The following is a 25529-nucleotide window of genomic DNA, read 5'->3' as shown; positions in this document are numbered from 1 at the left end:
CAGAAGAGGTGGCCTGCTCTGGTTAGATCGAAAAGGTACTTGAGATTGAAAGTACCTACGGCCAGTGAATGAACGAGGATACTTACAAAGTACCTTTTAACCGTAGCGGGCCACATTCCAATGAGGCGTAGCTTTAGCAAGTACCTATCTCCCAAGGTACTTGCTAACCTACCTTTTGCTCCCGGCCCTCCCTCCGCCGGACGAATACTTTGTAGATTTCACTGACAACCAAGATCAAAGCCGCCAGGCCAAAGTACGTAAACCACTCGTCGAGCGACTCCGGCTCGATTTCCAGCAGCCGCTGCGTCAGCGGAATGTGCATGGCGGCGATGTGAATCCCCTGCGCCAGGAACACGCTGAGCAGCAGGAGGTAGTTATGGCTAATGGGAATCCGGAACACGGAGCGGGTCTCGGATCGCACGTTGAAGGCGTGGAAGTTCTGCAAAAGGACCATTACGAGCAGCAGGTCGTTGCGGGCGCTTACTTCTTCCCGCCCCTGGTTCATCCAGCTTACCCACAGGCTAAAGCCCAGGGCCGTCATCACAAAGGCGGCCAGTACGGTTTGCGAAATCATTTGGCGGTCAAAGATACCTTCCTCGGGCGAGCGGGGCGGGTGCTTCATGGCACCGGGTTCGCCGCGCTCAAAGACCAGGGCGATGTCCTGTAGGCCATTGGTAACTACATTGAGCCACAGGATCTGCACGGCCGTGAGGGGCTTGGGCAGGCCAAAGAGGGTACTTAGCATGATCAGGAATACCTCGGCGGCGGCCGTCGAGAGCAGCAGGAACACCACTTTACGGATGTTGTCGTAGCTGTACCTACCTTCTTCTACCCCGGCCACGATGGAGGCAAAGTTATCGTCTTTTAGCACAATGGAGGCTGCTCCGCGCGTAACGTCCGTGCCGCTGCCCATGGCTACCCCTACGTTGGACTGCCGCAGGGCCGGGGCGTCGTTGACGCCGTCGCCGGTAATGGCCACGTACTCGCCCCGCTGCTGAAAGGCCTTCACGAGTTTTTGCTTCTGCGCCGGACTGACGCGCGCAAACACCGTTTTGTCCCGAAGTACCTCCACAAGCGTGGCTTCGTCGTCCTCGATGTCGCGAAGCTCGGCCCCGCTGATGAGGTTGTCCGGGCCGTCGGCGATGTTGATTTCCTTGGCAATGGCTAGAGCCGTGAGGGGGTGATCACCGGTCACCATCGCGATTTTGATACCGGCCTCGTGGCACTCGGCAATGGCGTCCTTCACCTCCGGACGAATGGGATCAATGAGTCCCACCAGCCCCGCCAGGTGCAGCTCCTCCGCCAGATCAGACGTATCATCGTCCGTAATGCTGTACACCATGGCCAGTACCCGCAGCCCGTCGGCGGCCATTTTTTCGGCCATCTCGGCGGCCTGCTCTTTTTCGTCTTCTACCAGCTTGTCTTCAAAAACCTCCCAAGCCCCCTTGGCCCCAAAGACCAGCCGACCGTTGCGGTGGTAGTACACCGCCGAATACTTGTTTTCGGACTCGTAGGGAATTTCCCGCTGCACGTCGGTTTCTCGCCCGATCTCGTCCGGGGAAGAGCCCAGCTTATAGGGAAGCGCCAGCAGTGCCACGTCCACGGCGTCACCTTTGTACCTCCATTCCTCGCCTTTTTTCTCCAGGGTACTTTCGTTGGCCAGGGTCGCGATGCGCAGAAAACGGTGGAGGTGCTCGCTATCGGGGTTGTCGATCTGGATTTCTCCCTCGCCGTTGTAGCCTTCGCCGGTTACGGCCAGGGTTTGTCCGTCGGGTAGGTAAATCTGCCGCACGGTCTGCTGGTCCACGGTCAGGGTACCGGTTTTATCACTCAAAATATAGGTACAACTACCCAGCCCTTCCACGGCCGAGAGCTTCCGGACAATGACGTTGCGCTTCGCCATGCGGCGGGAAGCAATGGACAGTGCGACGGTCATGGCAATGGGCAGGCCCTCAGGAATGGCCGATACCACCATGGCGATGGCCAGAAAGAAGAGATCCATCAGCTCCATGCCGTGCCACCAGCCAATCCCCCCCAAAATAACAGCCGCCACCAGGATGATTACGCTGATCATCCGTGAAAAACGCTCCATTCGTTCAATCAGGGGCGTTTGGGAGGTGTCTTCCTGGTTGAGGGAGTCGGCGATCTTGCCAATCTCCGTGTGAAGCCCCGTGGCGGTCACGACGGCCCGGCCCCGCCCCACTAGCACGGTAGTACCGGCGTACACCAGGTTTTTTTTGTCGCCCGCGTTGGTCGTTTGGGCGTCGCCGGCTGCTGTTTCCTTGTGCGCCGGGAGCGACTCCCCGGTGAGCATGGCTTCTTCTACCTGCAGGTTATTGACCTCAACGAGGCGGGCGTCGGCAGGTACCTGTACGCCCGACTCCAGCCGGATGACATCGCCCGGCACCAGCGCTTCGGCGTCCAGCTCCTGCCAGGTACCGTTGCGCATGACGCTGGTTTTCAGCTTGATCATCTCCTGCAAACTCTGCGCGCCGGACTCGGCCCGCCATTCCTGCCAGGTACCTAACCCGGCGTTGATGAGCAGGATAATGCCAATAAAACCCGCGTCGAGGTGCTCGCCCACGAGCAGGGAGATAACCCCCGCTACCACCAGCACGTAGATCAGCGGGCTCTTGAACTGGTGCCAAAGAATGGCCGCCAGGGACACCTGCTTGCCCGTGGGTAGTACATTCTTGCCCAATTCCTCCTGCCGCTGGCGCACTTCGTCGTCCGTTAACCCTCGTTGCGCGTCGGTCAGTTTAAGTACCTCGTCTACTTCGGCCGCGTGCCAGTCTTGTTTCAGCGTATTTTTCAACCTATTTTTATTCTTTTCCATTAGCCATTCAACAAGGCACGCCGGAAATGGTTTATTAACGAAACATTAGAATCCTTTTGGGAAAGGTACCTGTAGCCGCCCCTTTGTCCTCTTTTACGCCATGCCCGTTATCCACCGCTCTTCCTACCCCGGTGCACCAAGGTACCTGTACAACGGCCACCTCCAGACCATCGTACCCAGTGCTTTACGAAAGGTAAAAGGGGTGGTGTACGAGCGCGAGCGCCTGGAACTACCCGACGGCGACTTCCTGGATCTGGACTGGGTAGATCGGGGCAGCCAGCGGCTGGTACTCCTTACGCACGGACTGGAAGGCGACTCCCGGCGGCACTACATGCTGGGTACCGCCAAGCTCTTCGGCCGGGCGGGCTGGGACGTACTGGCCTGGAACTGCCGCTCGTGCAGCGGCGAGATGAACCGCACCTTTCGGCTCTACAACCACGGCGAGATCGGCGACATTGCCGCGGTGATCCACCACGCGCTGCGCACCAAAAGGTATGAGGAAGTGGTGCTGGTGGGTTACAGCATGGGCGGCAACATCACGATGAAGTACCTGGGCGTACACGGGCGCGAAGTACCCGACGTCATTCGGCGGGGGGTGGCGTTTTCGGCTCCGGCCGATCTGCGCGCCAGCGCCGCGATCCTGGATCGTCCCTCCAACCGTTTTTACAAGCAGCGCTTCCTGAGCAAACTCTCCCGCAAGGTACTTCTGAAGGCTGCCCAGTACCCCGGCTCGCTGGATGTGTCGCGGCTGGGTACCATCGGCCTCTGGCGCGACTTCGACGAGGCCTTCTCCGCCGCCCTGGGTGGGTACCTCGACGCCGACGATTTTTACGCCCAGGCTTCCGCGCTCAACTACCTGGCGGGCATCCAGGTACCCGTGCTGCTGGCCAATGCCCTCAACGATCCCATCCTGACGCCCGAGTGCGCCCCGTACGTCCTGGCCGAGCAGCACCCGCACTTTTTCCTGGAAACCCCCGCTACCGGCGGCCACGTGGGTTTTCTCGTACCGGGCGACGAGCACACCTGGGCCGAGCGGCGGGCGCTGCAGTTTGTGCGGGAGAAGATTTGAAGGTTCGGACGGGCTTATTCGTAGCGCGAGCAAGGTACCTACCCATCATTTCGGTAGAGGTACTTTGATAAACTCCAGCATTAAGCACCTTTTAAGTACGGCTTACAAATTTCTTTTTATAACCAAAGTAAGTGAGGGCTTTATTTACCTTTTTAATTAATCCGTAAGGTACTTGGTAGAAAAAGCACCTTCGCCACACCATCCTATGCGTCGTTTCTGTTTCTTCTCATCACGTTTTCGCCTTACGTTCCGCGGGGTACTTTTTAGATGCGCGTGTATTGGCATGAACCAAAAGTACCTTTTCTCCCAACGATTTACCCGAAGCCTAGGTACCTTACTCCTGAGTGGCTTGGTAGCCTGTCTTTCTTGCCAGGAACCTGGTACCTGTGAGACCAGCGAAATGGTGAACTTCCGGGGGATTAACTTCGCCTTCCCCCTTACGGGGGCAGAAGCATACTACCTCTGCCAGGGAAACATGGGCGCGAATGAGCGCCGATTCTGGACCGATAATATCATTCCGGATGCTCATTTGGAATTCCGGCACGCCTATCCTAAAAATATAACCATGATGGATACGCTTCAGTACCTGAAAGATACGCGGGTTTTTGGGGTGACGATTAGTTTGAAAGATACGACCCTTACGGATCAGGCCATTATTGAAATATTACAAAAGCAGTACCCTGGCGAGTATAAGTACATTGAAAAGCCTCCCTATCCCAATCATTATCTCTATCAGAAGGGATGCCTAGCCATTGTAATTAAAAAAGAATACTTGACGGAGACCCGAAGAGGCGTGCCCGGAGTGTCTTTTTGTTACGGATTGTCGGACTATGAACTTCAAAAGTACATTTTGTATGATGGCGATATTTTTAATTTGTACGGTTTGTAGTTAGAAAATAGTTGGGGAGTCTAGTTCTATATTGAAGCTATTCAAAGAGTCTTTAAAGTTTAACCCGGAAAGTACCGGGTACTTTCCGGGTTAAACTTTAAATTAACTAGGTGAAAAGGCGTTCTATCTTTCATTTTCAGCGAATATAAAAACAATCATTCTATGTTTCACCGAGGTAGTTTACTGGGCTGGGGGCTCTTTTTTTGTCTTGTTGCTACTACGGTAGTACACGGGCAGGTGCGGCTGAAATCCATTTCGTTTAAGTATCGAGAAGAAATTACGGACGAAGCTCAGTACCAGGAGTCCCTACGAAAGTCGTCTGAACGCACGGCTGATTTCCTGAATGGACTCATTAAAAGCGAAAACGATAGCACGGGAATCGCGGGCCTGTTTTCACCCCAGCTACCGCCGGTTTGCAACCGGTGGTTAAATCTAATCATAGTCTGTGACTACCTTCTGGCCATCCTTTTAAAGCCATGACTGGAAGATGGGTTCGAGCAGCCGTCTCGGAGCGCCGACGGGCAACCTCTACTGAGCGCCGCGGTTAGAAACTCGCATTATTTAGTTCCCAGGTACTTCTCCCAAAGTACCCCCCGAAGGCTTCCGCAATCACTTTCTCGGTTTGCCAGGTAGCAAAAATTGCCGTAGTATTGGGCCACAAACCAACCCTTACTTACGCATGAAGATTGTCATTCTGGACGGCTACACCCTCAACCCCGGTGACCTGAGCTGGGAAGCGTTGGAAGCCCTGGGTCAGGTCACCATCCACGACCGGACGGCCCCGGAGCAGATCGTGGAGCGGGCGGCGGGGGCCGAAGCCGTGATCGTAAATAAAGTAGTATTGAGTGAAAGTACCCTCGCCCAACTACCCCAGCTGCGCTACGTGGGCGTGATGGCCACCGGCTACAACAACATCGACGTGGCGGCGGCCCGTAAGCAAAATATTGTGGTGACCAACGCCAAGGCCTACAGCTCTGCCTCCACGGCCCAGCATACCTTTGCGCTGCTGCTGGCCCTGACCAACCACGCCGAGCTGCACAGCCAGAGTGCGCGGGCGGGCGAGTGGAGCCAAACGCCCGACTTCTGCTACTGGAAAACGCCGCTGGTGGAGCTAGCCGGTAAAACGATGGGGCTCATCGGCCTGGGCGACATCGGTGCGCAGGTGGCCCAACTCGCCAAAGCCTTCGGTATGAAGGTACTGGTACACCGAAAAAATCCGGCCAAAACGGGCGACGAAGACATCGAGCTGGCCTCGGTGGAGGAGGTATTTCGCCGCAGCGACGTAGTGAGCCTGCACTGCCCCCTCACCGACGAAACCAAGGAGATCGTGAACGCCCGGTCGCTAGGCTGGATGAAACCGAGCGCCTTCCTGCTCAACACCGGCCGCGGCGGACTGGTACGCGAGCAGGATCTGGCCGACGCCCTGGCGGCAGGTACCCTGGCCGGTGCGGGTCTGGACGTACTTTCTACCGAGCCGCCGCAGGCCGACAACCCGCTGCTGTCGGCACCCAACTGCCTGGTGACACCGCACATTGCCTGGGCCTCGTACGAGTCGCGGAAGCGGCTGCTGCAGATCGTGGTGGATAACGTGAAGGCTTTTCAGGAAGGTACTCCGCAGAACGTCGTGAGCTAGGGACTTACGATTTCAATCAGGTCGTCGATCTTATTGATAATGACGGTATTGGAAGCAGGCTGGATGTCTTGCCCTACGACTTGGTAGCCCGTAAGCAGAATGGTCGACTCGGGAAACCGACCGGCCAGCCGATCGACGTAGGGCTGCACTTCGTGGTTGGAAGGGACCGACGTGATGGCCGTAAAAATGTAGTCGGGCTTGTGTACGTTGTAGGCGAATTCCAGCTCGGTAAATGGCAGGCTCTGGCCCAGGTACACCACCTTGTGGTGGCGGGCCCGGATCACGTAGTTGGCAAAGAGCAGGCTGATTTCGTGCAGCTCCCCTTCGGGCAGGTACAGCAGGTACTTTCGTGAGCTAGGTAGTTGCTTCACCACCTGGCCGTCAATGGCCACGATGAGCTTCTGGCGCACCAGGTTGGTAATAAAGTGCTCCTGGGCGGGCCCAATGGCCCCCGTTACCCACAAGGTACCTATCCGGCTCAAGAACGGATAGATGATGTTGACCATCGTGTTTTCGAAACCAAACTGCAGAATATTGGTACTGATTACTTTTTCGAAGCGGTCTTCGTCCAGGTCGATCATCGAGATCGTGAGCGCGTGGATCTGGTCGGGGTAGCTGAGCTGCTGGTCCGAGATAGCCACGACCTCGGCGGCCATTGCTTCCGAGCTCATTTTAGAGATCTCCGAAATCTTGTAGCCGTGGTCTTTGAGCAGCGAAATATTAAGTACCAGTTTTAGGTCTTGATCGTCGTAAAGGCGAATGTTGGTATCGGTACGCTTGGGGGTAATGATGTTATAGCGCTGCTCCCAAATGCGCAACGTGTGGGCTTTGATGCCCGACAACTGTTCAAGATCGCGAATTGAATAGTTACTCATTGTTTTTTATAAAGAGCTAAAGGAGAGTGTACGGGGTTTTTGCTACATACAACCGCCCATGAAGCGTATTGTTTTTCGCTTGTTTTCCGCAAAGTACCTAAATCGCACCCGTTGGATTAGCCGGTTTTCTTCAAGATATACATTTCGCTTACAGAATACTAACTTCTTTCGCCTAGACATTGTTTAAAATATTGTCAGTCAAGAAGATATAAAAGATTTTGTATACCAAAAAATAAAAGCTGGAGCAGCAGCAGCAGGGGAGCGAGCTCATTTTTTTTCTTAAAAGGAAGCCCGTAGAAAAGTAGCAGTAAAACAAAGGCAATCAGGTACCAGGCCAGGTAATTTTGCAAGGGGATGGTGGCCGTAGCCCACTGCCAGAAATCGAGCCGGATGGCCACGGGCTCAATGAGTACATCCAGGCCGGTCATGAGCGCGGCGGCGGCCAGGGCTTTGGCAACCAGCGGTGCGGCGAGCCGGTCGCACAGGCTGCCGCTGGCGTACACCAGCATGAGCCAATTGGTGCCAATGACGAGGGGTACTTCCCAGAGCTTCCAGCCCAGGGCGGGGCCATAGGCATAGGAGCCGAAGGGAAACCCGGTATGTACGCCAAGTACCTCTACCAGAAAGCCCAGGCTAAAGGCTACTCCGGCGAACAGGACGAAAGAGCGGTGCCAGTCGGTATGAAAAAGCAGCAACAAACCAACCGAAGCCAGGAGGTTCCAGGGGATCAGGGGGCGGAAGAGCGGCTGCAGGGCGGGTACCTGTAGGCCAATAAGCCCCGCCAGGTACATGAGTGAGAACACTACAGCAATGACCCGGCGAACGCGGGGACTTAGCGGGATCGGAGTACCGGACATCGTACGAGCGGGGAGAGTCAAGTCAATGAGCCATAAAAAAACCCCGGTACGCGGGGTTTTAGGGAGAAGGGAGAAAGACGGGGCTCGAACCCGCGACCTTCGGAACCACAATCCGACGCTCTAACCTACTGAGCTACAATCTCCGTTTTATTGGGGTACAAAGTTAAAAAAAGGTTTACAGCTTGCAATACATCCCTGACAGATTTTTTTGCGTGCGCTGCAAACCCTTTTTCACTCAGCAAATTAAGGTTTATTTTTTAGCGGCCTGGTAGTTGGCTTCGGCGGCTTTCCAGTCTACTACGTTCCAGAAGGCCTCAATGTAGTCGGGGCGCTTGTTCTGGTACTTGAGGTAGTAGGCGTGCTCCCACACATCCAGTCCGATGATGGGGGTACCTTTGGCTTCGGCCACGTCCATCAGCGGATTGTCCTGGTTGGGAGTAGACGAAACGGCTACTTCGCCCCCGTCGGTAGCGATCAGCCACGCCCAGCCCGAGCCAAAGCGACCCGCGGCGGCTTTCTTAAATTCTTCTTTGAAGGCATCGAAAGAACCAAATTTGGCTTCAATCGCCTGGGCCAATTCTCCCTGGGGAGTACCGCCTCCGTTGGAGGAAAGCGTTTTCCAGAAGAAGGAATGGTTCCAGTGACCACCTCCGTTGTTACGTACCGCCACCGGGTGCGAACCAGCACTAGCCACCAGCTCTTCGATGCTTTTGCCTTCCAGCTCGGTACCGGCTACGGCATTGTTCAAATTAGTCACGTAGGCCTGGTGGTGCTTATCATGGTGAATCTCCATGGTTTTGGCGTCAATATGCGGCTCAAGGGCGTCGTTAGCGTACGGTAGGGGATCCAGTGTGAAGGCCATATTCAGAGTATGTTTTACAGGTTGTAAGATTTAGATTTCGCTTAGAGTAACAGCGGAAACGTTTTTTATGTTCTCAGTCGGCGAAAAAAGTTACGTAGCAGCTCCTCGCTTTCGGCTGCCAAAACGCCATTTTTTAGTTTGGTTTTGGGGTGAAGTACCCCTTTTCCCAAGCGCGAGAAACCGCGCTTTTCATCGGCCGCTCCGTACACCAGGCCGCCAAGCTGCGCCCAGGAAAGCGCCCCGGCGCACATCACGCAGGGCTCGAGGGTGACGTACAGCGTACAGTCCGGGAGGTACTTGGAACCCAGGTAGTGAGCCGCAGCCGTAACGGCCAGTATTTCGGCGTGGGCCGTGACGTCATGTAGTTTTTCGGTTTGATTATAGGCCCGGGCTATGATCCGCCGCTGGCATACCACCACGGCTCCCACGGGAATTTCTCCTTCCTCCGCGGCTCGATGGGCCAGACGCAGCGCCTCGTTCATAAAGTAGGTGTCGTTGAAAAGATCCAGCATGGTCTATAGGTACTTTTAAAAAAGGAAAAGCGAGAAGCAGGCTCCTCGCTTTTCCGATGTAGGACTTACGTACGGCGTTAGTGTTGCTTAAAAATACGCTGTACGGCGGTTCTTCCCCCGTTCTCGACGCGCAAGAGGTACATCCCCGCGGGCTGCGTGGAAAAATCAATCTCTGAGCGGGCGGTACGGAGGGTTTTTGTCATGACCCTACGGCCGTTCATATCAAAGATCTGAAGCTGCGCCTGGCCCGCTACCAGCGGAACCGTAATGTCCAGGGTGCAGGTTTGATGCAGGGTACTTACCGGATTGGGATATACCTGTAGCCACTGGGTGGTAACTACGGGCTCAGTACCCAGGATGGGATCTACCTGGATGCGGACCGTCCCGGAAGCAACGCTGGTACCGCAAGGGTTGGTGACGGAAATAACGCGGTAGACGGTCGTTGTTTCGGGCTTCACTGTAAGGATATAAGTCGAGACACTGGTGGTGATCAACGTATCGCGCTGGCCGTTGTTGAACGTAAACGTCCAGGGGCCGTCACCCGTCAGGGCCACGCTCAGGTCGGTTGATTCCCCGATCAGAATGGTTTTCTCGCCGGTCAGGGTAGCGGTAGGCAGCGGTCGGATGGTCACATTTACCGGGCTGGTACTACCCTTGATCGTGAACAAAGGACTTTCACCTACTACCCGCACAAAATAGTTGCCGCCCCGGGTCGTGTCCGGAATGGTAGCTACGACTTCATTGCCGTTTTGTACCGAAGGAATGGAGTAGAAATTCCGATCTACGGTATCGCGCGAAACCTGGACGTTAAATTTATTTTCGGGCACAAACTCACCCGACTGCTGGAAGGGCAGGGTAAAAGCAGTACCCGCGCAGAGGCTGGCTACGGTAGGGTTTCCGGTGCTGATGGTCGGGATCAGTACCGTAACCAGGGCGCTGCCGTTAGGGCTACCCTTGCCGCATTCGTTGGCTACTTCCGTGACCAGGTAGGTGGTAGTCCGTTCCGGGCTGACGGTGATTCTAATGGGATTATCACTGGTCGTGGCCTGTAGGCCGTTGGAAAGTACATAGGTCCAGGGGCCGTCGCCGGTAAAGGTAACCGTGATCTGGGTTGATCCGCCCAGGCTGATGGAGTTGTCGCCGGTGATGGTAGCAGAAGGTAACGGTTTGACCCGCACCTTGATTTCTTCTTTGGGGCTTTCGCACCCGTTGCTTCCCGTTTGGGTTACGAAGAAGGAAAACTCCCCTACGTTGGCCGTGAAGGGCGTGAAGGGGGTTGTCTGAAATTCGCCGGTGTTTGAAGCCCGGTACCATTTCAGATTCTCACCCTGAGCTGCCAGCGGAGGTGCCGTTACGTTTTGGCAATAGGCCAGGGAAGGCGTAACACCGGGCTTAGGGGTCGTTTTGATAAATACCCGAATGGACGAGCGGTCCCCCTCGCAGCCTTCCAGGGTTTGGCTTACGTAGAAGAACGTTTCGCCCCCGTTTTGCGTAGAGGGTACGGGCGCGTTGTCGGAGCGATTCCCCCCCTCGGAGCTGGTACCGTACCAGTTGACCGAGGCCTGATTTTCCAAGGTAGCCGTTAACGGACTGGCGTTGTCAAATTGGCAATACTCTACAGGAGACACGCCCGGCAGGGTGGGTAAGCGTTTGATGCGCACTTTCAGCTCGGCCCGGCTTCCTTCGCAGCCCTTGGCCGTTACCTGGCTCACGAAGTAAGAGGTCTCACCCGCATTAGCCAGGTTGACCTGGGGGGTATTCGTGCTGGCGGTACCGCCGGTAGCGGCCGTGTACCACTGTAGGTTTGAGCCGTTTGCCTGGAGGGCTAAATTCTGCGGCTGACGGGTTTGGCACTCTACGGCGTTGGTCACGCTCGGTAAACCAGGCAGTGGGTTAATGGTTACGTCGATTTTTGTACGGGTACTTTCGCAGCTGAGATTAATAGCCCCTACGGCGAAGCCCTGGGTTTGGGTGACGTAGTAGGAGGTAGTAGTGACGTTGGCCGTGGAGGGCGTAGGAGCAGCCGTAGACGAAGTACCGCCGGTAGCAACCGTATACCACTTCAGGTTGGTACCCTGGGCGGTTAGAGGAGAGGCCGTGGCCTGGCGACAGTATTCTACCAGTGGGTCGGCGGTTGGAGCGGGCGTTGCCCGGATCGTTACGGTAATGGGAGCGCGATCACTTTCACAACCTTCTACTACTTGGCTTACGTAGTAGGTTGTTACGCCCGCCGTGCCCGTCGAAGGGCTGGGGGCCGTAAGCGAGCCGGTTCCGCCCGTGGCGCTGGTGCCGTACCAGCGGAGCGAACCTCCCGTAGAGGGGCTGGCGCTAAGGGCCTGGGGAGAGTCCGCCTGGCAGTAGGCCGCGGCGGCAATCACCGCGGGCAGGCCAGGAAGGGGTTTTACCCGAACTTTTAGTTCCGCCCGTGGACCTTCACAACCATTGGCGCTGGTTTGGCTCACAAAGTACGATTTGGTAGCCAAGACGTCCTTGCGGTCAATGGTAGGTGCGGTAGGTTCTCCCGTGCCCCCGCTGGCGGCCGCGTACCATTTCAGGTTGGAGCCCGTAGCCGTAAGCGTCAGCGTGGTTGACTCTTTGGTTTGGCATACTTCCAGATTCGAAACCCCCGGACTGGCCGGTAAGGCGTAAATGGTAACCTTGATGTCCACCAGATCACTTTCACAGCCGGAGGCGTTGGTCTGGCTTACTTTATAGTTCAGATCTCCGGCGGTCGCCGTGGAAGGGGTAGGAGCAGTAGCCGTAGTAGAACCATTGGGTAAGTACCACTTCAGGGTATGACCCGCGGTGGCCGTTGCGCTGAGCGCCGTGGCCCCCGAGGCCGTACGGCAGTACTCGATCAGGGCAGCTGCTACGGCCGGAGCTACTGGCTTCGGATTGACGATCACGTTTAGTTGAGAGCGGGTAGTACTTTCACAGCCCGAGCCGTTCGTTTGGCTCACGTAGTAAGAAGTGGTGCCAGCCGTGGCTGTACTGGGGGTAGGAGCTGTAGCGCTACCGGACCCTCCCGAGGCCGCCGTATACCACCGGAGATTCGAGCCCGTAGCCGTCAGGGCGGAAGGCGTTGCATTCTGGCAGTAGGTAACGTTAGAAACACCGGGGGCCGCGGGGCGGGCATTTACCACCACGTTGATCTGCGCTTTTTGGTCGCTTTCGCAGCCGTTCAGGGTTTGTGTTACGTAGTAAGTCGTGGTACCGGCGCTGGCTGTGCTAGGGGTAGGGGCGCTGGCCAAAGGATTGTTCGCGGCATTATACCATTTAAGGGCCGTGCCCGTGGCCGTCAGCGCCGAGGGAGTTTCAGAAATACAGTAGGTAACCGGCGAAGTGACGGTCGGAGCGGCCGTGCGGGTGATATTCACATTGATCGTAGCCTTATCGCTTTCGCAACCGGCGGTGGTACGCGTTACGCCGTAGCTCGAAGAGCTGGTGTTGCTGGGCGTAGGGGCACCCGCCAGGGCGTTGTTACTCGCATCGTACCATTTCAGGCCGGAGCCCGTGGCCGTAAGCACCGGGACGGTAGCCCCGTAGCAGTAGGTGAGGGGCGAGGTAACGCCCGGAGGCGTGGGCTTGGACGTAATGGTTACTTCTACCGTTCTTTTAGGGCTTTCGCAGTTATTAACCGTTTGGCTTACGAGGTAAGTCGAAGCGGTGGTATTGCTGGGCGTGGGTGCTCCAGGTAGAAGGGTATTCGAGCTGCTGTACCATTTCAGATTACTACCCGATGCGGTGAGGGGTGAGGCGGGAGCACCTTCGCAAATAGCCACCGGACTGGTAGCGGTGGGAGCGGCGGGCGTAGCGTTAACCACCACGGTAATGTTTGTCTTGGGGCTTTCACAACCGGCGGACGTAATCTGGGATACTTTGTAAAGCTGAGCACCTGCCGAAGCCGTACTAGGCGTAGGAGCGGAAGCCAAAGGCGCATCGGCGGAGTTATACCATTTGAGCGTATTACCGCCTGCGGCGGTCGCCGTCAGGGTAGCGGCGGTTTCACCCACGCAGTAACTTACGCTGGGTTGGGGTACCGTGGGAGCCGTGGGAGTATTCTGAATGGTAAGTACCGTACCGCTGGCCGTACCTACGATGACGGGATTGCTCGATACCACTCGTACTTTATAAGCCGTTCCGTTGGGGGTACCTACGGGAACAATAACGGCCAGCGGGTTGGTAGTAGCGGAGGGCGCGAGGTTGGTTGGGCTAGCAAAACTACCCGAGGCATCGGAAAGCTGAACGGTGAAATTATTTCCTGCCCCGAAAGCACCCGATGTGCCGTAAGGTACCTGTATGGCGCTTCCTGTACAGATTTTATCGGAGGTGAGGGTACCCGTAGTAATGCTTTGGGCCATTGAATTACTTACCCACAACGTGCCTACAAGCCATATGATCATCCAGTGAGTAAAACGTTTTGTCTGCATACTATATACCTAAGTGTTGATAAAAAGTTGATGCTACGCGAGTTTACAAAAAACCGCGTTAAAGTTAGGTATATTTTTCAAAATGGAAGGTACCCACTTAGTAAGTAGTAACCTTCGCTTATTGCAGCAGGAGAGACTGGTAAATCAGGTCGTGTACTTTACGACGGGTGTGATGGCTATTGATGCTGTTGTTTTCGGGGTCGGGGTGAACGCGGTTGGAAAGAAATACGTAAACCAGGTCGGCGTCGGGATCTACCCAGGCTACGGCACCCGTAAAGCCCGTGTGGCCAAAGGAGTTGGCCGAGGCCCGGCCCGAAACGTACGAACTACTACCACTGCCCGGCGCTTTATCCCAGCCTAAGCCCCGGTGGTGGGCTTCGTCCTGGAGGCGCGCAAAGGCTGGAATGGTAGTAGGTTGAAAGAATTGTTTGCCGCCGTAAGTACCTTTCCAAAGGTTCATTTGAAGTAGAGTAGCTACGTCCGTGGCGGTACCAAACAGCCCGGCGTGGCCAGATACTCCGCCCTGGATAGCCGCCATCTGATCATGGACGGTACCGCGGATAAGCTGGCTCCTGAAACGGTAGTCTTGCTCCGTGGGGGCAATCCGGTCTTCGGGAAAACGGCGCAGCGGATTGAATACCAACTGGGAGAGCCCCATGGGCCCGTAGATATTCTGGTACACAAACGCATCCAGGGGCTGGGCCGTCACCCGTTCCACAATTTTCTGGAGCGTCAGAAAGCCCAAATCGCTGTATACGTAGGCGTACCGGCCCGACTTGTCTTTTTTGGTATGCAACGCCGACTGAACGACCCCTTTCCACACCGAGTCGCGCAGGGCGGGCTTGGCATAGAGGCGGGGAGCCACCTGCAACTGATAGGCACTATCGGCACTGGCGCTGTAATACTCGGGGAGTAGTCCGCCGCCGCCCGTCATGGTACGTTGCCAGAGCCGGGGGTAAAACGAAACCAGCCCCGAGCGGTGCAGGAGCAGATCGCGTACGGTAAAGTACTGCTTGTTGGTATTGCGTAGCTCGGGCAGGTAGTGCGAGGCCTTTTGGTCCAGGTCGATCTGCTTGCGGTCGTAGAGTAGCATCACGGCCTGCAAGGTAGCGGCTACCTTGGTTACCGAGGCCAGGTCATAAAGCGTTTCGCTGGTGACGCGGCTGGGCGTGCGGTAGTCGAGCGTACCAAACGATTTCTCAAAGACGACTTTCCCCTGGCGGGCCACCACGATTTGGCAACCAGGAAAAACGTGCTGGTTGATGGCCTCACTGACGACGCCATTGATCTTATTAAGTACGTAGGAGTCCATACCCACGCTTTCGGCCGTGCCGTAGCTGATGCGGCCCACCACGGAGGTCTCGACTCCGTCGCCGGGCCGGTAAGCCGCCACCGAAACCGGCAGCAAGCCCCGCGATGGCAAGGCCCCGAACAGGATTTGGGCGGTTACTTGCTGGGTGGGTTCAGAATCCTGATTTCCGCAGATGAGCACGTCGGTTTCGGGAAAAAAGGAGATGCTGTAGGGAGAGCCGAACAAGCATAGTACCACGCGCTTGCCCTGCTGCTTGAGGCGGCTTACAAAATGAACGGTACCTGTACTAATGCCGTGGTTACGACGGGCCGAGGAGCTGATGCCGTGCACCGCCACCACCACTACGTCGTAGGGCGTCAGGTAGTTAAGCATTTCGGCTATTTCGGCTTCGGCATTGGGTTTGTCGTAAAAGAGGTGCTGCCGGACGGGCGCGTAGTGGTTTAGCATTTTCTGAAATGCCGTCCCGTTTCCTTCGCCAATGGTGACTGCCGCCACTTGGAGCCCTTCCAGGTTGCGAAAAGGAATCAGGTCGTTTTGGTTGCGAACTACCGTAACGGCGGCTGCGCTCAATTCGCTCTTGAGCTCCCGGCTTCGCTCATTGTTAAGGTCTTGGTAGAGATTAGTTAGCTCAATGGGCTGGTAGCGATCCAGACCGGCCCAGTACTTGCCCTGCAAAATACGTTTTACTTTTTCGTCAATAAAGCGCTCACTGATCGTCCCCTGAAACAACGCTTCTTTGATGCGCCGCACTGTTTCGCCCACGTTTTCAGGGTACAACAAAATATCGTTACCCGCCAGCAGGGCTTTCAGGTTTACGTCCGCGGCTTTCCCGTTTTTAAGTACCCCCCGCATGTTCATCGCATCAGTAAACACCAGGCCACGGAAGCCCATTTCCTGGCGCAGCAGCTGCGTAATTACTTTTTCGGAAAGCGAGCTGGGTAGTTGGGGCGTATTGTCCAGCGCGGGTACGTACAGATGCCCGCTAAGTACCCCCATCAGGCTGTCGGCAATGAGCCGACGGTACGGGTAGAGGTCGCTGTTTTTCAGCCGGTCGAGCGAGTGGTTTAGCACCGGAAGCGTAAAATGGGAGTCGGCGTCGGTATCGCCGTGGCCGGGAAAGTGCTTGGCCGTGGCAATGACGCGGTGGTGCTGGAGGCCTTTCATGTAGGCCGAAGCCTTGCTGCTCACGTTATCGCGGTCCTCACCGAAGGAACGGATGCCAATCACCGGATTATTGGGATTGCTATTAATGTCCGACACCGGCGCAAAATTGATGTGAATACCCATCCGGCGGCACTGCTGGCCTATTTCGTGGCCCATGCGGTAGATCAGCTTATCGTCGCGGATGGCCCCCAGGGCCATTTGCCGCGGGAATTCGACGGTACTGTCGAGCCGCATACCCAGGCCCCATTCGCCATCGATGCCAATAAAAAGCGGCACGCGTGACTGCGCCTGGTAGCGGTTGGTGAGTACGGCTTGCCGGTAGGGGCCACCCTGGAAGAAAATTAGGCCGCCCAGGTGGTAGTCCCGGATGAGCTTCTCGATGTAGCGGTGGTGGGGTTCGTCGCGGTTCGAGAAAGTCGCGACCATGAAAAACTGCCCGATCTTTTCGTCGAGGGACATCGTACTTAAGGTACTATCCACCCAGGCACTTTCGGGAAGTACCTGCACGGGTCCCGTAGGTACCTGTTTCTTGACCGGCTTTTTGGGGAGTTTCTTAGGCGTTGTTTTTGCGGGTATCGAAACGGGAGGAGGTAAGATCCTTTCATGGATTTTCCAGGCAGTAGCTACTACCGAACTAATCACCAAAGCAAGCATCATCACCAAAGCTACCCGAACCACGTTCACCCCGGCGGGGCGGACAAACCATTTTCTCATGCTACCCGTTAACGACTTAGTAAAGGAGGTTAATACTAAAAATGAAACGCCTTTTAGAGAAAAGTAGTTTCCTTGACAATATAACGTGAAATGATGAAAAAGCAGTTGAATTCTCTACAAATGATTTTAATCATGGTTTTTTTTCATAGTTATTGGGCAAATGGGCAAATCACAAACCCTGCCTACAAAGTGCTGCTAGGTACTTTGTACAAGAACGAAGTACCCCTCATCAGCTGCGACAGCGCGCAGGCACTAGCCAAAGCGGTTTTTTTGGATACCCGCGCCCGGCCCGAATACGACGTCAGCCATATCCCTGGCGCACGCTGGGTGGGTTACGAAGAATTTTCACTCCCTAAGGTCCGGGATATTTCGTTCCAAACGCCCGTGGTGGTATACTGCTCGGTGGGCGTACGGAGTGAGCGCGTAGGCAAAAAAATGCGGGAAGCGGGCTATACCCAGGTTTATAACCTCAACGGAAGTCTTTTTGAGTGGGTCAATCAGGACAAGCCCATCGTGAATGCCCAGGGCCAACCCACCCAAAAAGTACACGCCTACTCCCCGGCCTGGGGCATCTGGCTCCGCAAAGGACAAAAAGTATATGAATAACCCCTGGCGGTAGGTACCTCCTGAAAAGTACCTGACCCGCCAAGTACCCTACTTAGCGCGCTTTGATAATGTTAGTAAACTCGCGCGATTTGAGCGAAGCGCCTCCTACCAATCCGCCGTCTACGTCCGGACAAGCAAAGAGCTCCTCGGCGCTGGCGGCACTCACACTACCCCCGTACAAAATCGAAGTACCCTCGGCTACCTCCGCGCCGTACTGGTCAGCAATGTGCCCTCGCAGGGCGGCGTGCATGTCCTGGGCCTGCGCCGAGCTGGCCGTAAGCCCGGTGCCGATGGCCCAGATGGGTTCGTAGGCAATCACGATTTTGCTGAAATCTTCGGCCGTTAGGTGGAAAAGGCTTTCCGTAAGCTGATTTTTTACGAAGCCGATGAAATCTTCGTTTTGGCGCTGATCCAGCGATTCGCCACAGCAGAAGATCGGCGTCAGGCCGTGGGCCAGGCTCAAGTCCACCTTCTCCGCCAGTTGTGCGTTGGTTTCGCCGAAGTACTGCCGACGCTCGCTGTGCCCCACTAGTACGTACTGAATACCAATCGATTGGAGCATGGGCGCGGCTATCTCGCCCGTAAAAGCACCCGATGCCTTCTGGTGGCAGTTTTGAGCGCCGAGGGCTACACGCGGGCTGTTTTCGACGTACTTGTTAAGCGCCGTCAGGTACAGGGCCGGGGGGCACAGAATCACCTGCACATCCCGCGTTACTTCGTCATTAACCATATTCACTACCTCCGACGTAAGCGCCAGGGCTTCGTCCAGGGTTTTGTTCATTTTCCAGTTACCGGCAACTATTTTTTTTCGCATAGGTTAGGTAGTAAATAAAAGACTGCTACTAGGTTTTGTCGCCGTGAAATTACCACTTTTTCCCTACTTGCCCGATTTTCTGAAAATGATGTAGTTTTTTTCTAACATTTTGACACTTATCGGGTTTTTTTTGTGTTTAGCAAAGAAGGATTTATAACTACCTTTGTGAGGGCAAAGTAGTAGTACGGAGTAGAAAGCCATGAGAAAATGTACCTGGAAAATAGGCCTTTTGGTGTGTGCGTTGGGGTTGATCGTAGCCCACAGCGTACAGGCGCAGCGCTTTATCCCACCCAAGGATAAATACGGTTTTTTTCTAGAAAACAATCGTAAAACGACCCGCATTCCCTTTGAACTTCATTCCAATTTAATCATCGTTCCGGTTCGGCTCAATGAGCACGATACCTTGCGTTTTATCCTCGACACGGGCGTAGGCTCGATCATCATCACGGACCCTACCGTGCTACGCCCCCAAAGCCTACAGCTGGTCAGACAAGTGGTGCTTACCGGCGCTGGGGAAGGAAACGCCCTGGCGGCGCACGTCGCGATCGACAACTCGCTGGCCATGGGGCACATGCGGGCCAATCACGTGAATGTGGTGGTGCTGGATCAGGATGTACTTCACCTTTCCGAATACGTAGGGGTACCTATCCACGGCATTTTTGGCTACGATGTGTTTAATCACTTTGTGGTCACGATTGATTTTTCTACCCGGGAGCTCATCCTGCGGCGGTCGGATACCTACCAGTACCACCGGCGTAAGGGCGATCGCTATCCCATCACCATTGAAGATACCAAGCCCTTCACCGATGCTGTGGCGCTGTTTGCGGATGGCCGAGAGCACCCAATCCGGGTCGTGATCGACACGGGGGCGGGCCACGCGCTGTTGTTGGACAAATCAACCGACGACCGCATACAGCTACCCGAGAAAGCCATCCGGGCCCAGCTGGGGCGCGGACTCAATGGCGTTGTCAATGGTAGTTTGGGGCGCGTGGAGCGGATTCGCTTCGGGCGCTTTGAGCTGGAAAACGTGGTGGCGTCTTTCCCGGATAGCCTGGCTTTTGGGTCGAAACTACCCGACCGGGACGCCCGGCAGGGCAACATTGGTTGTGAGCTGCTGCGGCGGTTCCGGGTGACGATGAACTACCAGGAAGGGTACATGGTGTTGAAGCCCGTGAAACGACGCCTGCGCGAAAGCTTCGAGCACGACATGAGCGGCCTTGAGCTACGCGCCTTTGGCGAGGGTTTTCGAAACTACTACGTAAGCAATGTCCTGGACAGCTCGCCCGCCGCCTTGGCAGGCCTGGTGGAGGGAGATCAGCTGCTCTTTGTCAACGACCGCTCCGTCGAAGAAATGAACATTAGCGAGCTGTACAAGCTCATGCAAAAAGGCGACGGCCGGGTACTTGAGCTGCTGGTGCGGCGCCAGGGGCAACTCTTTTTTACCAAATTAACCCTGCGCCGGATGATTTAATCCCGTTTCTTTGCGGTATGAACAATCCGTCTTCCGAGCGTTTGGTCCTGACGGCCGACGGTACTCATTCTTTGTACAGCCCGGTTTTTAATCAACACTACCACTCCCTGCACGGAGCCCTGCAGGAGTCGCGGCATATCTTCATAGGCCTGGGCCTGGAGCCTCTACTCCAGGCTAACGCGCCAAGTACCCCAATCCAAATTTTTGAGATGGGCTTCGGGACGGGTCTCAACGCGCTGCTGGCCTGGCAACTGGCCGACCGGCTTCGGCAGCCCGTAACGTACCTGGGGGTAGAAGCCTTCCCGATTTCGGAGGCCGAAGCGGCCCAACTCAACTTTGGCGAGCAAACCGGACAAGCGGGCCTGAGCCAGCTGCACCGGGCCGCCTGGGGTACTTCGCAGGTACTTTCCGACTACTTTACCTTTCAAAAGCAGCACACCACCTTGCAGGCGTTCCGCCCGGAGGTACTTTACGACGTCATCTTCTACGATGCGTTCGCCCCCGGCGCGCAGCCAGAGCTCTGGAGTGAAGCTACTTTCGCGCAGGTAGCGGCTTTTACGCGGCCTGGGGGGTACCTGGTGACGTATTCGTCCAAGGGCAGCGTACGGCGAGCCCTCCAGGCGGCGGGTTTTGCGGTGGAGAAACACCCCGGCCCCGGCACCAAGCGGGAAGTGGTGCGGGCCGTTCGTTTATAACTACGCAAGGTACCTGAGCAACGGCTAAGTACCCCTCCGCTACGGGAAGGTACCTTAGTTAGTCCAAATCCCGAGCCTCAAACCGCGCCAGTGGAGCCATCCGGGCTTTGGTAAGTACTAGTTGTCGGCCGCTAAGCGTGTAGCTATCGGCCGTTTCCAGCACGTTCAGAAATTCACTTTCGGTGGTATTCTCGGGGCAGGCCATGCGGGTACTTCCAACCGACTGAAACCGGAGGCGATTCCGGTTGGAAAGCGTATAACGGCCCATCAGGCTGTTACAACCCGCGAAGCCTTCCAGTCGATTTTCTTCTTTCCGGAGCCGCACATACACCTCCCGCCGGTCGGTAGGAGCGGGATCTACCGGCTTTCCGTGCAGTTCGGTTAGCCGCCAGTAAGTACCTTCCAGAGGTACTTCTCCCGAAGACCCCCGAGCGTCAGCAGGTACTTGGGCCGTTTTGCGCAGCGATTGGCAATGACTCATTCCTAAGGGCAGCAACAAAAGCAGCCAGGCTATTTTTTTCATGAATTGGATGGGGTTTATAACCAAAGCTAGAACGCCCGCGCCATCCCTACTGTTTAGCCGTTGGGCCCTAAAAAAGACAACCTCTCCAGAGGTTGTCTTTTTTAGGGCCCAACGCGTATGGATTACCACACTGGATTTGCCCAGTGAGGCACTGGTTACGTAAAAGCCATCCGCCGCTAGCTAACGCGCTTGAGCTTTGCCTCGATGGTCTGCTGCGTGTGGGGTACTACCCGCAGGCGCTCCTTCGGAATAAGCTTGCCGGTGTCGATACAGACTCCGTAAGTACCATTCTTAATCCGCACCAGCGCGTTTTCAAGCTGGGTAGCGTACTTCTGTAACCGGGCGGCTAGTTGGCTCAGGTTTTCGCGCTCACTGGCATCAGCTCCATCTTCCAGCAGCTTGGCAGTACCCGCCGTATTGTCAGTACCGCTGTCGTTCTTTTTGCTAAGGCCTTCCTTGATGTAGTTTAGTTCGTTGCGTGTGCCCTCTAATTTCTCCCGGATCAGATCTTCAAATTCTTTCAGTTCTTCTTCCGAATACCTGGTCCTATCTTCTTGCATAATTGTACTAGTTTTGGAGTAAGCGTATCGGTCAGCGTGGTTAGCTTAACAACAAAATTAACAGTTAATCCGCACTTTTTGTCTATTATATTTTTCTAAATCGAAAAATAGCAAAATTTTTATCATTCTAAATTTAGGGCAAAACCCGGTTTTTTATTTGGGTTGTTTTGGATATAACTAACGTATTTTTCCCTTTTTTCAAGAAGTAAGAAAGAAAATTAGCCGATAAATAATACGATAATTTCAAGAAAAAATAGATTTTTGATTTTGTCGTTTCAAAAGCAGTATGTTTGTAGTATAAAAAGTCAAATTACACTAACTTTCTAAAAATCAACAGATTAAATATTAATATGATGTCTTATATAGAACCGGCGCCCATTACGGATAAAGAGAACCCGCTGGAGTCCATGATGCAACGTTTTGACAAGGCGGTGCAGCTGTTGGGAATATCCGAGGAGATGTACCATATACTCAAAGTACCCCGCAAGCAGGTGATTGTGGGCTTGCCCGTCACGATGGACAGCGGCGAGATCCGGACCTTTGAAGGCTACCGCGTAATTCACTCCACCATCCTGGGGCCCAGCAAGGGAGGTATTCGTTTTGACCCCGGCGTCAACCTGGACGAAGTACGGGCCCTGGCCGCCTGGATGACCTGGAAATGCGCCGTGGTAGACATTCCCTACGGCGGAGCCAAGGGGGGCATTGCCTGTAACCCCCGGCAGATGTCAGCGGGCGAAATGGAGCGACTCATGCGCGCCTACACCACCTCCATGCTGGATGTCTTCGGGCCCGACCAGGATATTCCGGCTCCCGACATGGGTACCGGCCCCCGGGAAATGGCCTGGCTGATGGACGAATACTCCAAGTCTAAGGGCATGACGGTACAGGCCGTCGTAACTGGCAAGCCCCTGGTGTTGGGGGGCTCGCTGGGGCGTACCGAAGCCACGGGCCGCGGCGTAATGGTGTCGGCACTGGCGGGCATGGAAAAGTTGAGACTGAACCCTTACCGCGCTACGGCAGCCGTGCAGGGCTTCGGAAATGTGGGCTCCCACGCGGCGGCGCTCCTGCGTGAGCGGGGCGTGAGCGTGCAGGCGGTCAGTGACCTGTCGGGGGCGTACTATAACGAAGGCGGCATCGACGTAGAAGCGGCCATCTCCTACCGCAATCGGAACAATGGCTCCCTGGATGGCTACCAGGAGGCGGAGTTCATTCCCGCCGAGGAGCTGTTGAGCCTGCCCGTGGATGTGCTGGTACCGGCCGCCACGGAAGATGTCATTACGTTTCGGAACGCGTCGTCCATTCGGGCCAAGATGATCGTGGAAGGAGCTAATGGCCCTACCTCGGCCCGGGCCGACGACATCATCAATGAGAAGGGCATTATGGTGGTACCCGATATTCTGGCCAATGCGGGCGGCGTGACGGTATCGTACTTTGAGTGGGTGCAAAACCGGATTGGTTATAAGTGGACGCTCGAGCGGATCAACCGCCGTACCGACCGGATCATGAAAGAGGCCTTTAACAAAGTATACGAAACATCGCAGCAGTACCAGGTACCCCTCCGGATCGCCGCCTACATTGTGGCCATCGACAAGGTAGCCAGTACCTACAAGTACCGGGGCGGATACTGAGCAAGTACCCCTCCATGAACTAAAAATGCCGCCGGTAGCAGTACATCGCTACCGGCGGCATTTTTTCCTTTAGGTATCTATGAAAAGGTACTTATCAGGGCTTTCGGCGCTTGTTGGCCAGGTCATGGGCGGTGTCGTAGTAGGAGCGCAGGTTGGTCCAGTCAAAAACATCCGAAATATTCTCTACCCGATTGCGCTGCATGATGCGGTCGCGGCGCTGCATCTTCACAAACTTAAACAGAATGTCCGCCATTTGGTCGGCCGCCTGGGTGAAGGTTTGGGACTTACGGTTAATGACGTAAATGCCCCGGTTTTCGTAATCGCGCATGATCTGCATGATGTAATCCCCGAAGCCGGATAGGTCGCTGGTGACGGTAGGTACCCCGCGCACCACGCATTCGAGCGGCGTGTAGCCCCAGGGCTCGTAGTAGCTGGGAAATACCCCCAAGTGGCAACCCCGCACAAACTGCCCGTAGTCGAGACCAAAAAGCGGATTGGTAGAAGAAATAAAATCGGGGTGGTAGACGATCTTGACGCGGTCGCGCTCGTTGTTGACCAGGTTGGCCTGTCGGCAAAACTCCACGATCCCGTCACTCTCGACGAGGTCATGCGTTACAAAAGCGGGTAATTCGTCCGTTTTCCAGGTTTGAATGGTGCGGCGCAGCCTCAGGCGCCAGTATTCGTCCACGAAGTTATTGAGGTCGGGCATTTTGTGATCGCTGCCAGCGGCCGTAGCCAGAAAGAGCCGCTCCCCGACCTGCTTCTCAATGGCCGTACAGGTTTCCTGTAATTCATCCAGCACCGCCCTGGACTGTAGCACATGCGGCGTGATGGAGTGGTAGGGCTGCTTGGTCACGATGAACATCACAACGGTCATGTCCATGTTAGCCTGGACCATTTTCCAGTTGAGGCGCGCCAGGGCTTCCAGGGTCAGGTCGTAGCCTTTGTTGCTGTATTCGTACCGGCCCGAGGTAAAAAAGTACAGCGTTTTGTCCAGGTCGAAAGAGTAGCTCGGGAAAAAATGACCCAGCACAAACTCCTGAATGCGCTCCTTGTACTTGACGTGCAGGTTCTGAAACTCGTGCACGGCCTGAAAACGAACCACGTTGAGGCCGTTGGGGGTCACCAGGTCGGGCATTCGGCCCAGAAACACCTCACACTCCCGGGCCGTGACGTCACTGACGGTGGTGAGCACGTGCGCATTCTGAGCCGACAGGCGCTCAATGGTAGCCTGCGTCACAATGTTGTAATGCCGGGCTTCCTGCTCCCAATCAAAAAAGGGTAGTTTACCGTAGAAATCCGTTACGTTCTGGGCTAGGTACCGGCCGAGCATCGTCGCGTGGGTAGTGAAGGAAAGCGCTATTTTTACGTTATCCTTGCGCAGGTCGGACAGTCCGCTGCTGGACATCCACTCGTGAAACTGCGCGGTGACGTCCGATTTCTTGGCGTGTTCGTCGGCGTAGGCTGTCAGGTACACGCGCACGGCTTCCCCAAAAAGGAGGGTCTGATTGACCAGATCCTCGGTGTTGATCGTGGAAATCCGCTGGCTTTCCCAGAGGTTGAACTTGATGCGGTCCAGGAGGGGGTACATGCTGGCCACATCAAAAAGGACCACGCGGGGCTTGCCCGTGACGAGCCAGTAGCCGTACTGTACCGAGTACCCCATTTCGCGCATGCGCCGTACCGTGCGTCCGGCGGGGGAGTCGTCCAGATCAAGGATGGGCTCAAATTCGGAAGCCGCTTTTTGGGGAAAATAGGGTCCGAGCAGAAAGTAGTCCTCGCCCCACTTTTCTACCATAGCTGGTACTTTGGTTCGTATGACAGTATAGATCCCCCCTACCTGATTACAAACTTCCCAGGCTATTTCAATCAGCGTATTATTTTTAGGCGTTTTTACGAATGGTTCCAAAATGGGTATGCGTTTAAGCTTAATTGAGGTTTGGAAGGAAAGGTACTATTTTTCGTCAAAATCACAAAAAATAGCACTATGTACCTAAAAAATTGGAGGATGTCCTCCGTACTGTTTTAAAAATAATTAAAAAAATGAGCCCGTCCAAAAAGCGTACACCCCGCTCCGAT

19 protein-coding genes and 1 tRNA gene are annotated in these 25529 nt (G+C 55.3%); 8 read left to right on the top strand and 12 right to left on the bottom strand.

The features are described from left to right. Positions 1 to 163 precede the first annotated feature (163 nt). Positions 164 to 2836, bottom strand: a complete 2673-nt coding sequence (locus HNQ92_RS24440) for a cation-translocating P-type ATPase (protein WP_184178356.1) — start codon at positions 2834 to 2836, stop codon at positions 164 to 166. Positions 2837 to 2936: 100 nt separating this feature from the next. Here HNQ92_RS24440 and HNQ92_RS24435 point away from each other — a divergent pair, with 100 nt between their 5' ends. The 4 genes from HNQ92_RS24435 to HNQ92_RS24420 all read left to right on the top strand — a co-directional run bounded on the left by HNQ92_RS24435 (position 2937) and on the right by HNQ92_RS24420 (position 6427). Next, positions 2937 to 3905: a YheT family hydrolase gene (locus HNQ92_RS24435; protein ID WP_184178354.1), complete on the top strand. Its 969-nt coding sequence runs from the start codon at positions 2937 to 2939 to the stop codon at positions 3903 to 3905. Between the two features lie 283 nt (positions 3906 to 4188). After that, positions 4189 to 4794, top strand: a complete 606-nt coding sequence (locus HNQ92_RS24430) for a hypothetical protein (protein WP_184178352.1) — start codon at positions 4189 to 4191, stop codon at positions 4792 to 4794. A 162-nt stretch (positions 4795 to 4956) separates the two neighbouring features. Continuing rightward, a complete protein-coding gene (locus HNQ92_RS24425; RefSeq protein WP_184178350.1) occupies positions 4957 to 5274 on the top strand; it encodes a hypothetical protein in 318 nt (105 codons plus the stop codon). Between the two features lie 199 nt (positions 5275 to 5473). Continuing rightward, positions 5474 to 6427 (top strand): D-2-hydroxyacid dehydrogenase, encoded by a 954-nt coding sequence (locus HNQ92_RS24420; protein WP_184178348.1) that lies wholly within the window; start codon positions 5474 to 5476, stop codon positions 6425 to 6427. Here HNQ92_RS24420 and HNQ92_RS24415 read toward each other — a convergent pair. The 7 genes from HNQ92_RS24415 to HNQ92_RS24385 all read right to left on the bottom strand — a co-directional run bounded on the left by HNQ92_RS24415 (position 6424) and on the right by HNQ92_RS24385 (position 17153). Next, entirely contained in the window at positions 6424 to 7302 is an 879-nt protein-coding gene (locus HNQ92_RS24415; RefSeq protein WP_184178345.1) for a MerR family transcriptional regulator, read from the bottom strand. The genes HNQ92_RS24420 and HNQ92_RS24415 overlap by 4 nt on opposite strands. Positions 7303 to 7496: 194 nt before the next feature. Further along, positions 7497 to 8159: a carotenoid biosynthesis protein gene (locus tag HNQ92_RS24410; RefSeq protein WP_246440770.1), complete on the bottom strand. Its 663-nt coding sequence runs from the start codon at positions 8157 to 8159 to the stop codon at positions 7497 to 7499. A gap of 68 nt (positions 8160 to 8227) precedes the next feature. Further along, positions 8228 to 8303, bottom strand: a tRNA-His gene (locus HNQ92_RS24405). Positions 8304 to 8409: 106 nt separating this feature from the next. Beyond that, the gene (locus HNQ92_RS24400) at positions 8410 to 9021 is read right to left on the bottom strand and encodes a superoxide dismutase (protein WP_184178343.1); all 612 of its coding nucleotides are present in this window, start codon (positions 9019 to 9021) and stop codon (positions 8410 to 8412) included. A 65-nt stretch (positions 9022 to 9086) separates the two neighbouring features. After that, the gene (locus HNQ92_RS24395) at positions 9087 to 9533 is read right to left on the bottom strand and encodes a nucleoside deaminase (RefSeq protein WP_184178341.1); all 447 of its coding nucleotides are present in this window, start codon (positions 9531 to 9533) and stop codon (positions 9087 to 9089) included. Positions 9534 to 9610: 77 nt separating this feature from the next. Then, on the bottom strand, positions 9611 to 13936 hold the full coding sequence (locus HNQ92_RS24390) for an Ig-like domain-containing protein (protein ID WP_184178339.1): 4326 nt from the start codon (positions 13934 to 13936) through the stop codon (positions 9611 to 9613). A gap of 145 nt (positions 13937 to 14081) precedes the next feature. Further along, on the bottom strand, positions 14082 to 17153 hold the full coding sequence (locus tag HNQ92_RS24385) for a serine hydrolase domain-containing protein (protein WP_184178337.1): 3072 nt from the start codon (positions 17151 to 17153) through the stop codon (positions 14082 to 14084). 90 nt (positions 17154 to 17243) lie between these two features. Between HNQ92_RS24385 and HNQ92_RS24380 the strand changes: the two genes are divergently transcribed. After that, positions 17244 to 17759 carry a rhodanese-like domain-containing protein gene (locus HNQ92_RS24380; protein ID WP_343063042.1) on the top strand — a complete coding sequence of 172 codons (516 nt, stop codon included), beginning with the start codon at positions 17244 to 17246 and terminating at the stop codon, positions 17757 to 17759. Positions 17760 to 17811: 52 nt separating this feature from the next. On the opposite strand, the gene tpiA is transcribed toward HNQ92_RS24380, so the two are convergent. Further along, positions 17812 to 18573 (bottom strand): triose-phosphate isomerase, encoded by a 762-nt coding sequence (tpiA, locus tag HNQ92_RS24375; RefSeq protein WP_184178333.1) that lies wholly within the window; start codon positions 18571 to 18573, stop codon positions 17812 to 17814. Positions 18574 to 18772: 199 nt separating this feature from the next. On the opposite strand from tpiA, the gene HNQ92_RS24370 reads away from it, so the two are divergent. Together HNQ92_RS24370 and mnmC2 are read left to right on the top strand one after the other, a co-directional pair. Beyond that, positions 18773 to 20044, top strand: a complete 1272-nt coding sequence (locus HNQ92_RS24370) for an aspartyl protease family protein (RefSeq protein WP_184178331.1) — start codon at positions 18773 to 18775, stop codon at positions 20042 to 20044. Positions 20045 to 20061: 17 nt separating this feature from the next. After that, the gene (mnmC2, locus tag HNQ92_RS24365) at positions 20062 to 20739 is read left to right on the top strand and encodes a tRNA (5-methylaminomethyl-2-thiouridine)(34)-methyltransferase MnmC2 (RefSeq protein ID WP_184178329.1); all 678 of its coding nucleotides are present in this window, start codon (positions 20062 to 20064) and stop codon (positions 20737 to 20739) included. 58 nt (positions 20740 to 20797) lie between these two features. Here mnmC2 and HNQ92_RS24360 read toward each other — a convergent pair whose 3' ends face one another. Together HNQ92_RS24360 and HNQ92_RS24355 are read right to left on the bottom strand one after the other, a co-directional pair. Continuing rightward, a complete protein-coding gene (locus tag HNQ92_RS24360; RefSeq protein ID WP_184178327.1) occupies positions 20798 to 21262 on the bottom strand; it encodes an META domain-containing protein in 465 nt (154 codons plus the stop codon). Positions 21263 to 21438: 176 nt separating this feature from the next. Continuing rightward, entirely contained in the window at positions 21439 to 21822 is a 384-nt protein-coding gene (locus tag HNQ92_RS24355; RefSeq protein WP_221307535.1) for a TraR/DksA family transcriptional regulator, read from the bottom strand. A 353-nt stretch (positions 21823 to 22175) separates the two neighbouring features. On the opposite strand from HNQ92_RS24355, the gene HNQ92_RS24350 reads away from it, so the two are divergent. Then, positions 22176 to 23450, top strand: a complete 1275-nt coding sequence (locus HNQ92_RS24350) for a Glu/Leu/Phe/Val family dehydrogenase (RefSeq protein ID WP_184178391.1) — start codon at positions 22176 to 22178, stop codon at positions 23448 to 23450. A 94-nt stretch (positions 23451 to 23544) separates the two neighbouring features. On the opposite strand, the gene HNQ92_RS24345 is transcribed toward HNQ92_RS24350, so the two are convergent. After that, on the bottom strand, positions 23545 to 25359 hold the full coding sequence (locus tag HNQ92_RS24345) for a glycosyltransferase family protein (protein WP_184178325.1): 1815 nt from the start codon (positions 25357 to 25359) through the stop codon (positions 23545 to 23547). Positions 25360 to 25529 lie beyond the last annotated feature (170 nt).

The organism is Rhabdobacter roseus, from assembly GCF_014202275.1.
In the GTDB taxonomy this organism is placed as follows: domain Bacteria; phylum Bacteroidota; class Bacteroidia; order Cytophagales; family Spirosomataceae; genus Rhabdobacter; species Rhabdobacter roseus.
Note: the sequence above shows the minus strand (reverse complement) of the source record. Positions and strands in the feature narration are given on the sequence as shown.

Coding starts and splice junctions, on each gene's coding strand:
- HNQ92_RS24425 (WP_184178350.1), top strand. CDS start 4,957: ATGTTTCACCGAGGTAGTTTACTGGGCTGGGGGCTCTTTTTTTGTCTT.
- mnmC2 (WP_184178329.1), top strand. CDS start 20,062: ATGAACAATCCGTCTTCCGAGCGTTTGGTCCTGACGGCCGACGGTACT.
- HNQ92_RS24430 (WP_184178352.1), top strand. CDS start 4,189: ATGAACCAAAAGTACCTTTTCTCCCAACGATTTACCCGAAGCCTAGGT.
- HNQ92_RS24440 (WP_184178356.1), bottom strand. CDS start 2,836: ATGGAAAAGAATAAAAATAGGTTGAAAAATACGCTGAAACAAGACTGG.
- HNQ92_RS24420 (WP_184178348.1), top strand. CDS start 5,474: ATGAAGATTGTCATTCTGGACGGCTACACCCTCAACCCCGGTGACCTG.
- tpiA (WP_184178333.1), bottom strand. CDS start 18,573: ATGCGAAAAAAAATAGTTGCCGGTAACTGGAAAATGAACAAAACCCTG.
- HNQ92_RS24370 (WP_184178331.1), top strand. CDS start 18,773: ATGAGAAAATGTACCTGGAAAATAGGCCTTTTGGTGTGTGCGTTGGGG.
- HNQ92_RS24380 (WP_343063042.1), top strand. CDS start 17,244: ATGATGAAAAAGCAGTTGAATTCTCTACAAATGATTTTAATCATGGTT.
- HNQ92_RS24400 (WP_184178343.1), bottom strand. CDS start 9,021: ATGGCCTTCACACTGGATCCCCTACCGTACGCTAACGACGCCCTTGAG.
- HNQ92_RS24395 (WP_184178341.1), bottom strand. CDS start 9,533: ATGCTGGATCTTTTCAACGACACCTACTTTATGAACGAGGCGCTGCGT.
- HNQ92_RS24410 (WP_246440770.1), bottom strand. CDS start 8,159: ATGTCCGGTACTCCGATCCCGCTAAGTCCCCGCGTTCGCCGGGTCATT.
- HNQ92_RS24360 (WP_184178327.1), bottom strand. CDS start 21,262: ATGAAAAAAATAGCCTGGCTGCTTTTGTTGCTGCCCTTAGGAATGAGT.
- HNQ92_RS24350 (WP_184178391.1), top strand. CDS start 22,176: ATGTCTTATATAGAACCGGCGCCCATTACGGATAAAGAGAACCCGCTG.
- HNQ92_RS24435 (WP_184178354.1), top strand. CDS start 2,937: ATGCCCGTTATCCACCGCTCTTCCTACCCCGGTGCACCAAGGTACCTG.
- HNQ92_RS24415 (WP_184178345.1), bottom strand. CDS start 7,302: ATGAGTAACTATTCAATTCGCGATCTTGAACAGTTGTCGGGCATCAAA.
- HNQ92_RS24355 (WP_221307535.1), bottom strand. CDS start 21,822: ATGCAAGAAGATAGGACCAGGTATTCGGAAGAAGAACTGAAAGAATTT.
- HNQ92_RS24385 (WP_184178337.1), bottom strand. CDS start 17,153: ATGAGAAAATGGTTTGTCCGCCCCGCCGGGGTGAACGTGGTTCGGGTA.
- HNQ92_RS24390 (WP_184178339.1), bottom strand. CDS start 13,936: ATGATCATATGGCTTGTAGGCACGTTGTGGGTAAGTAATTCAATGGCC.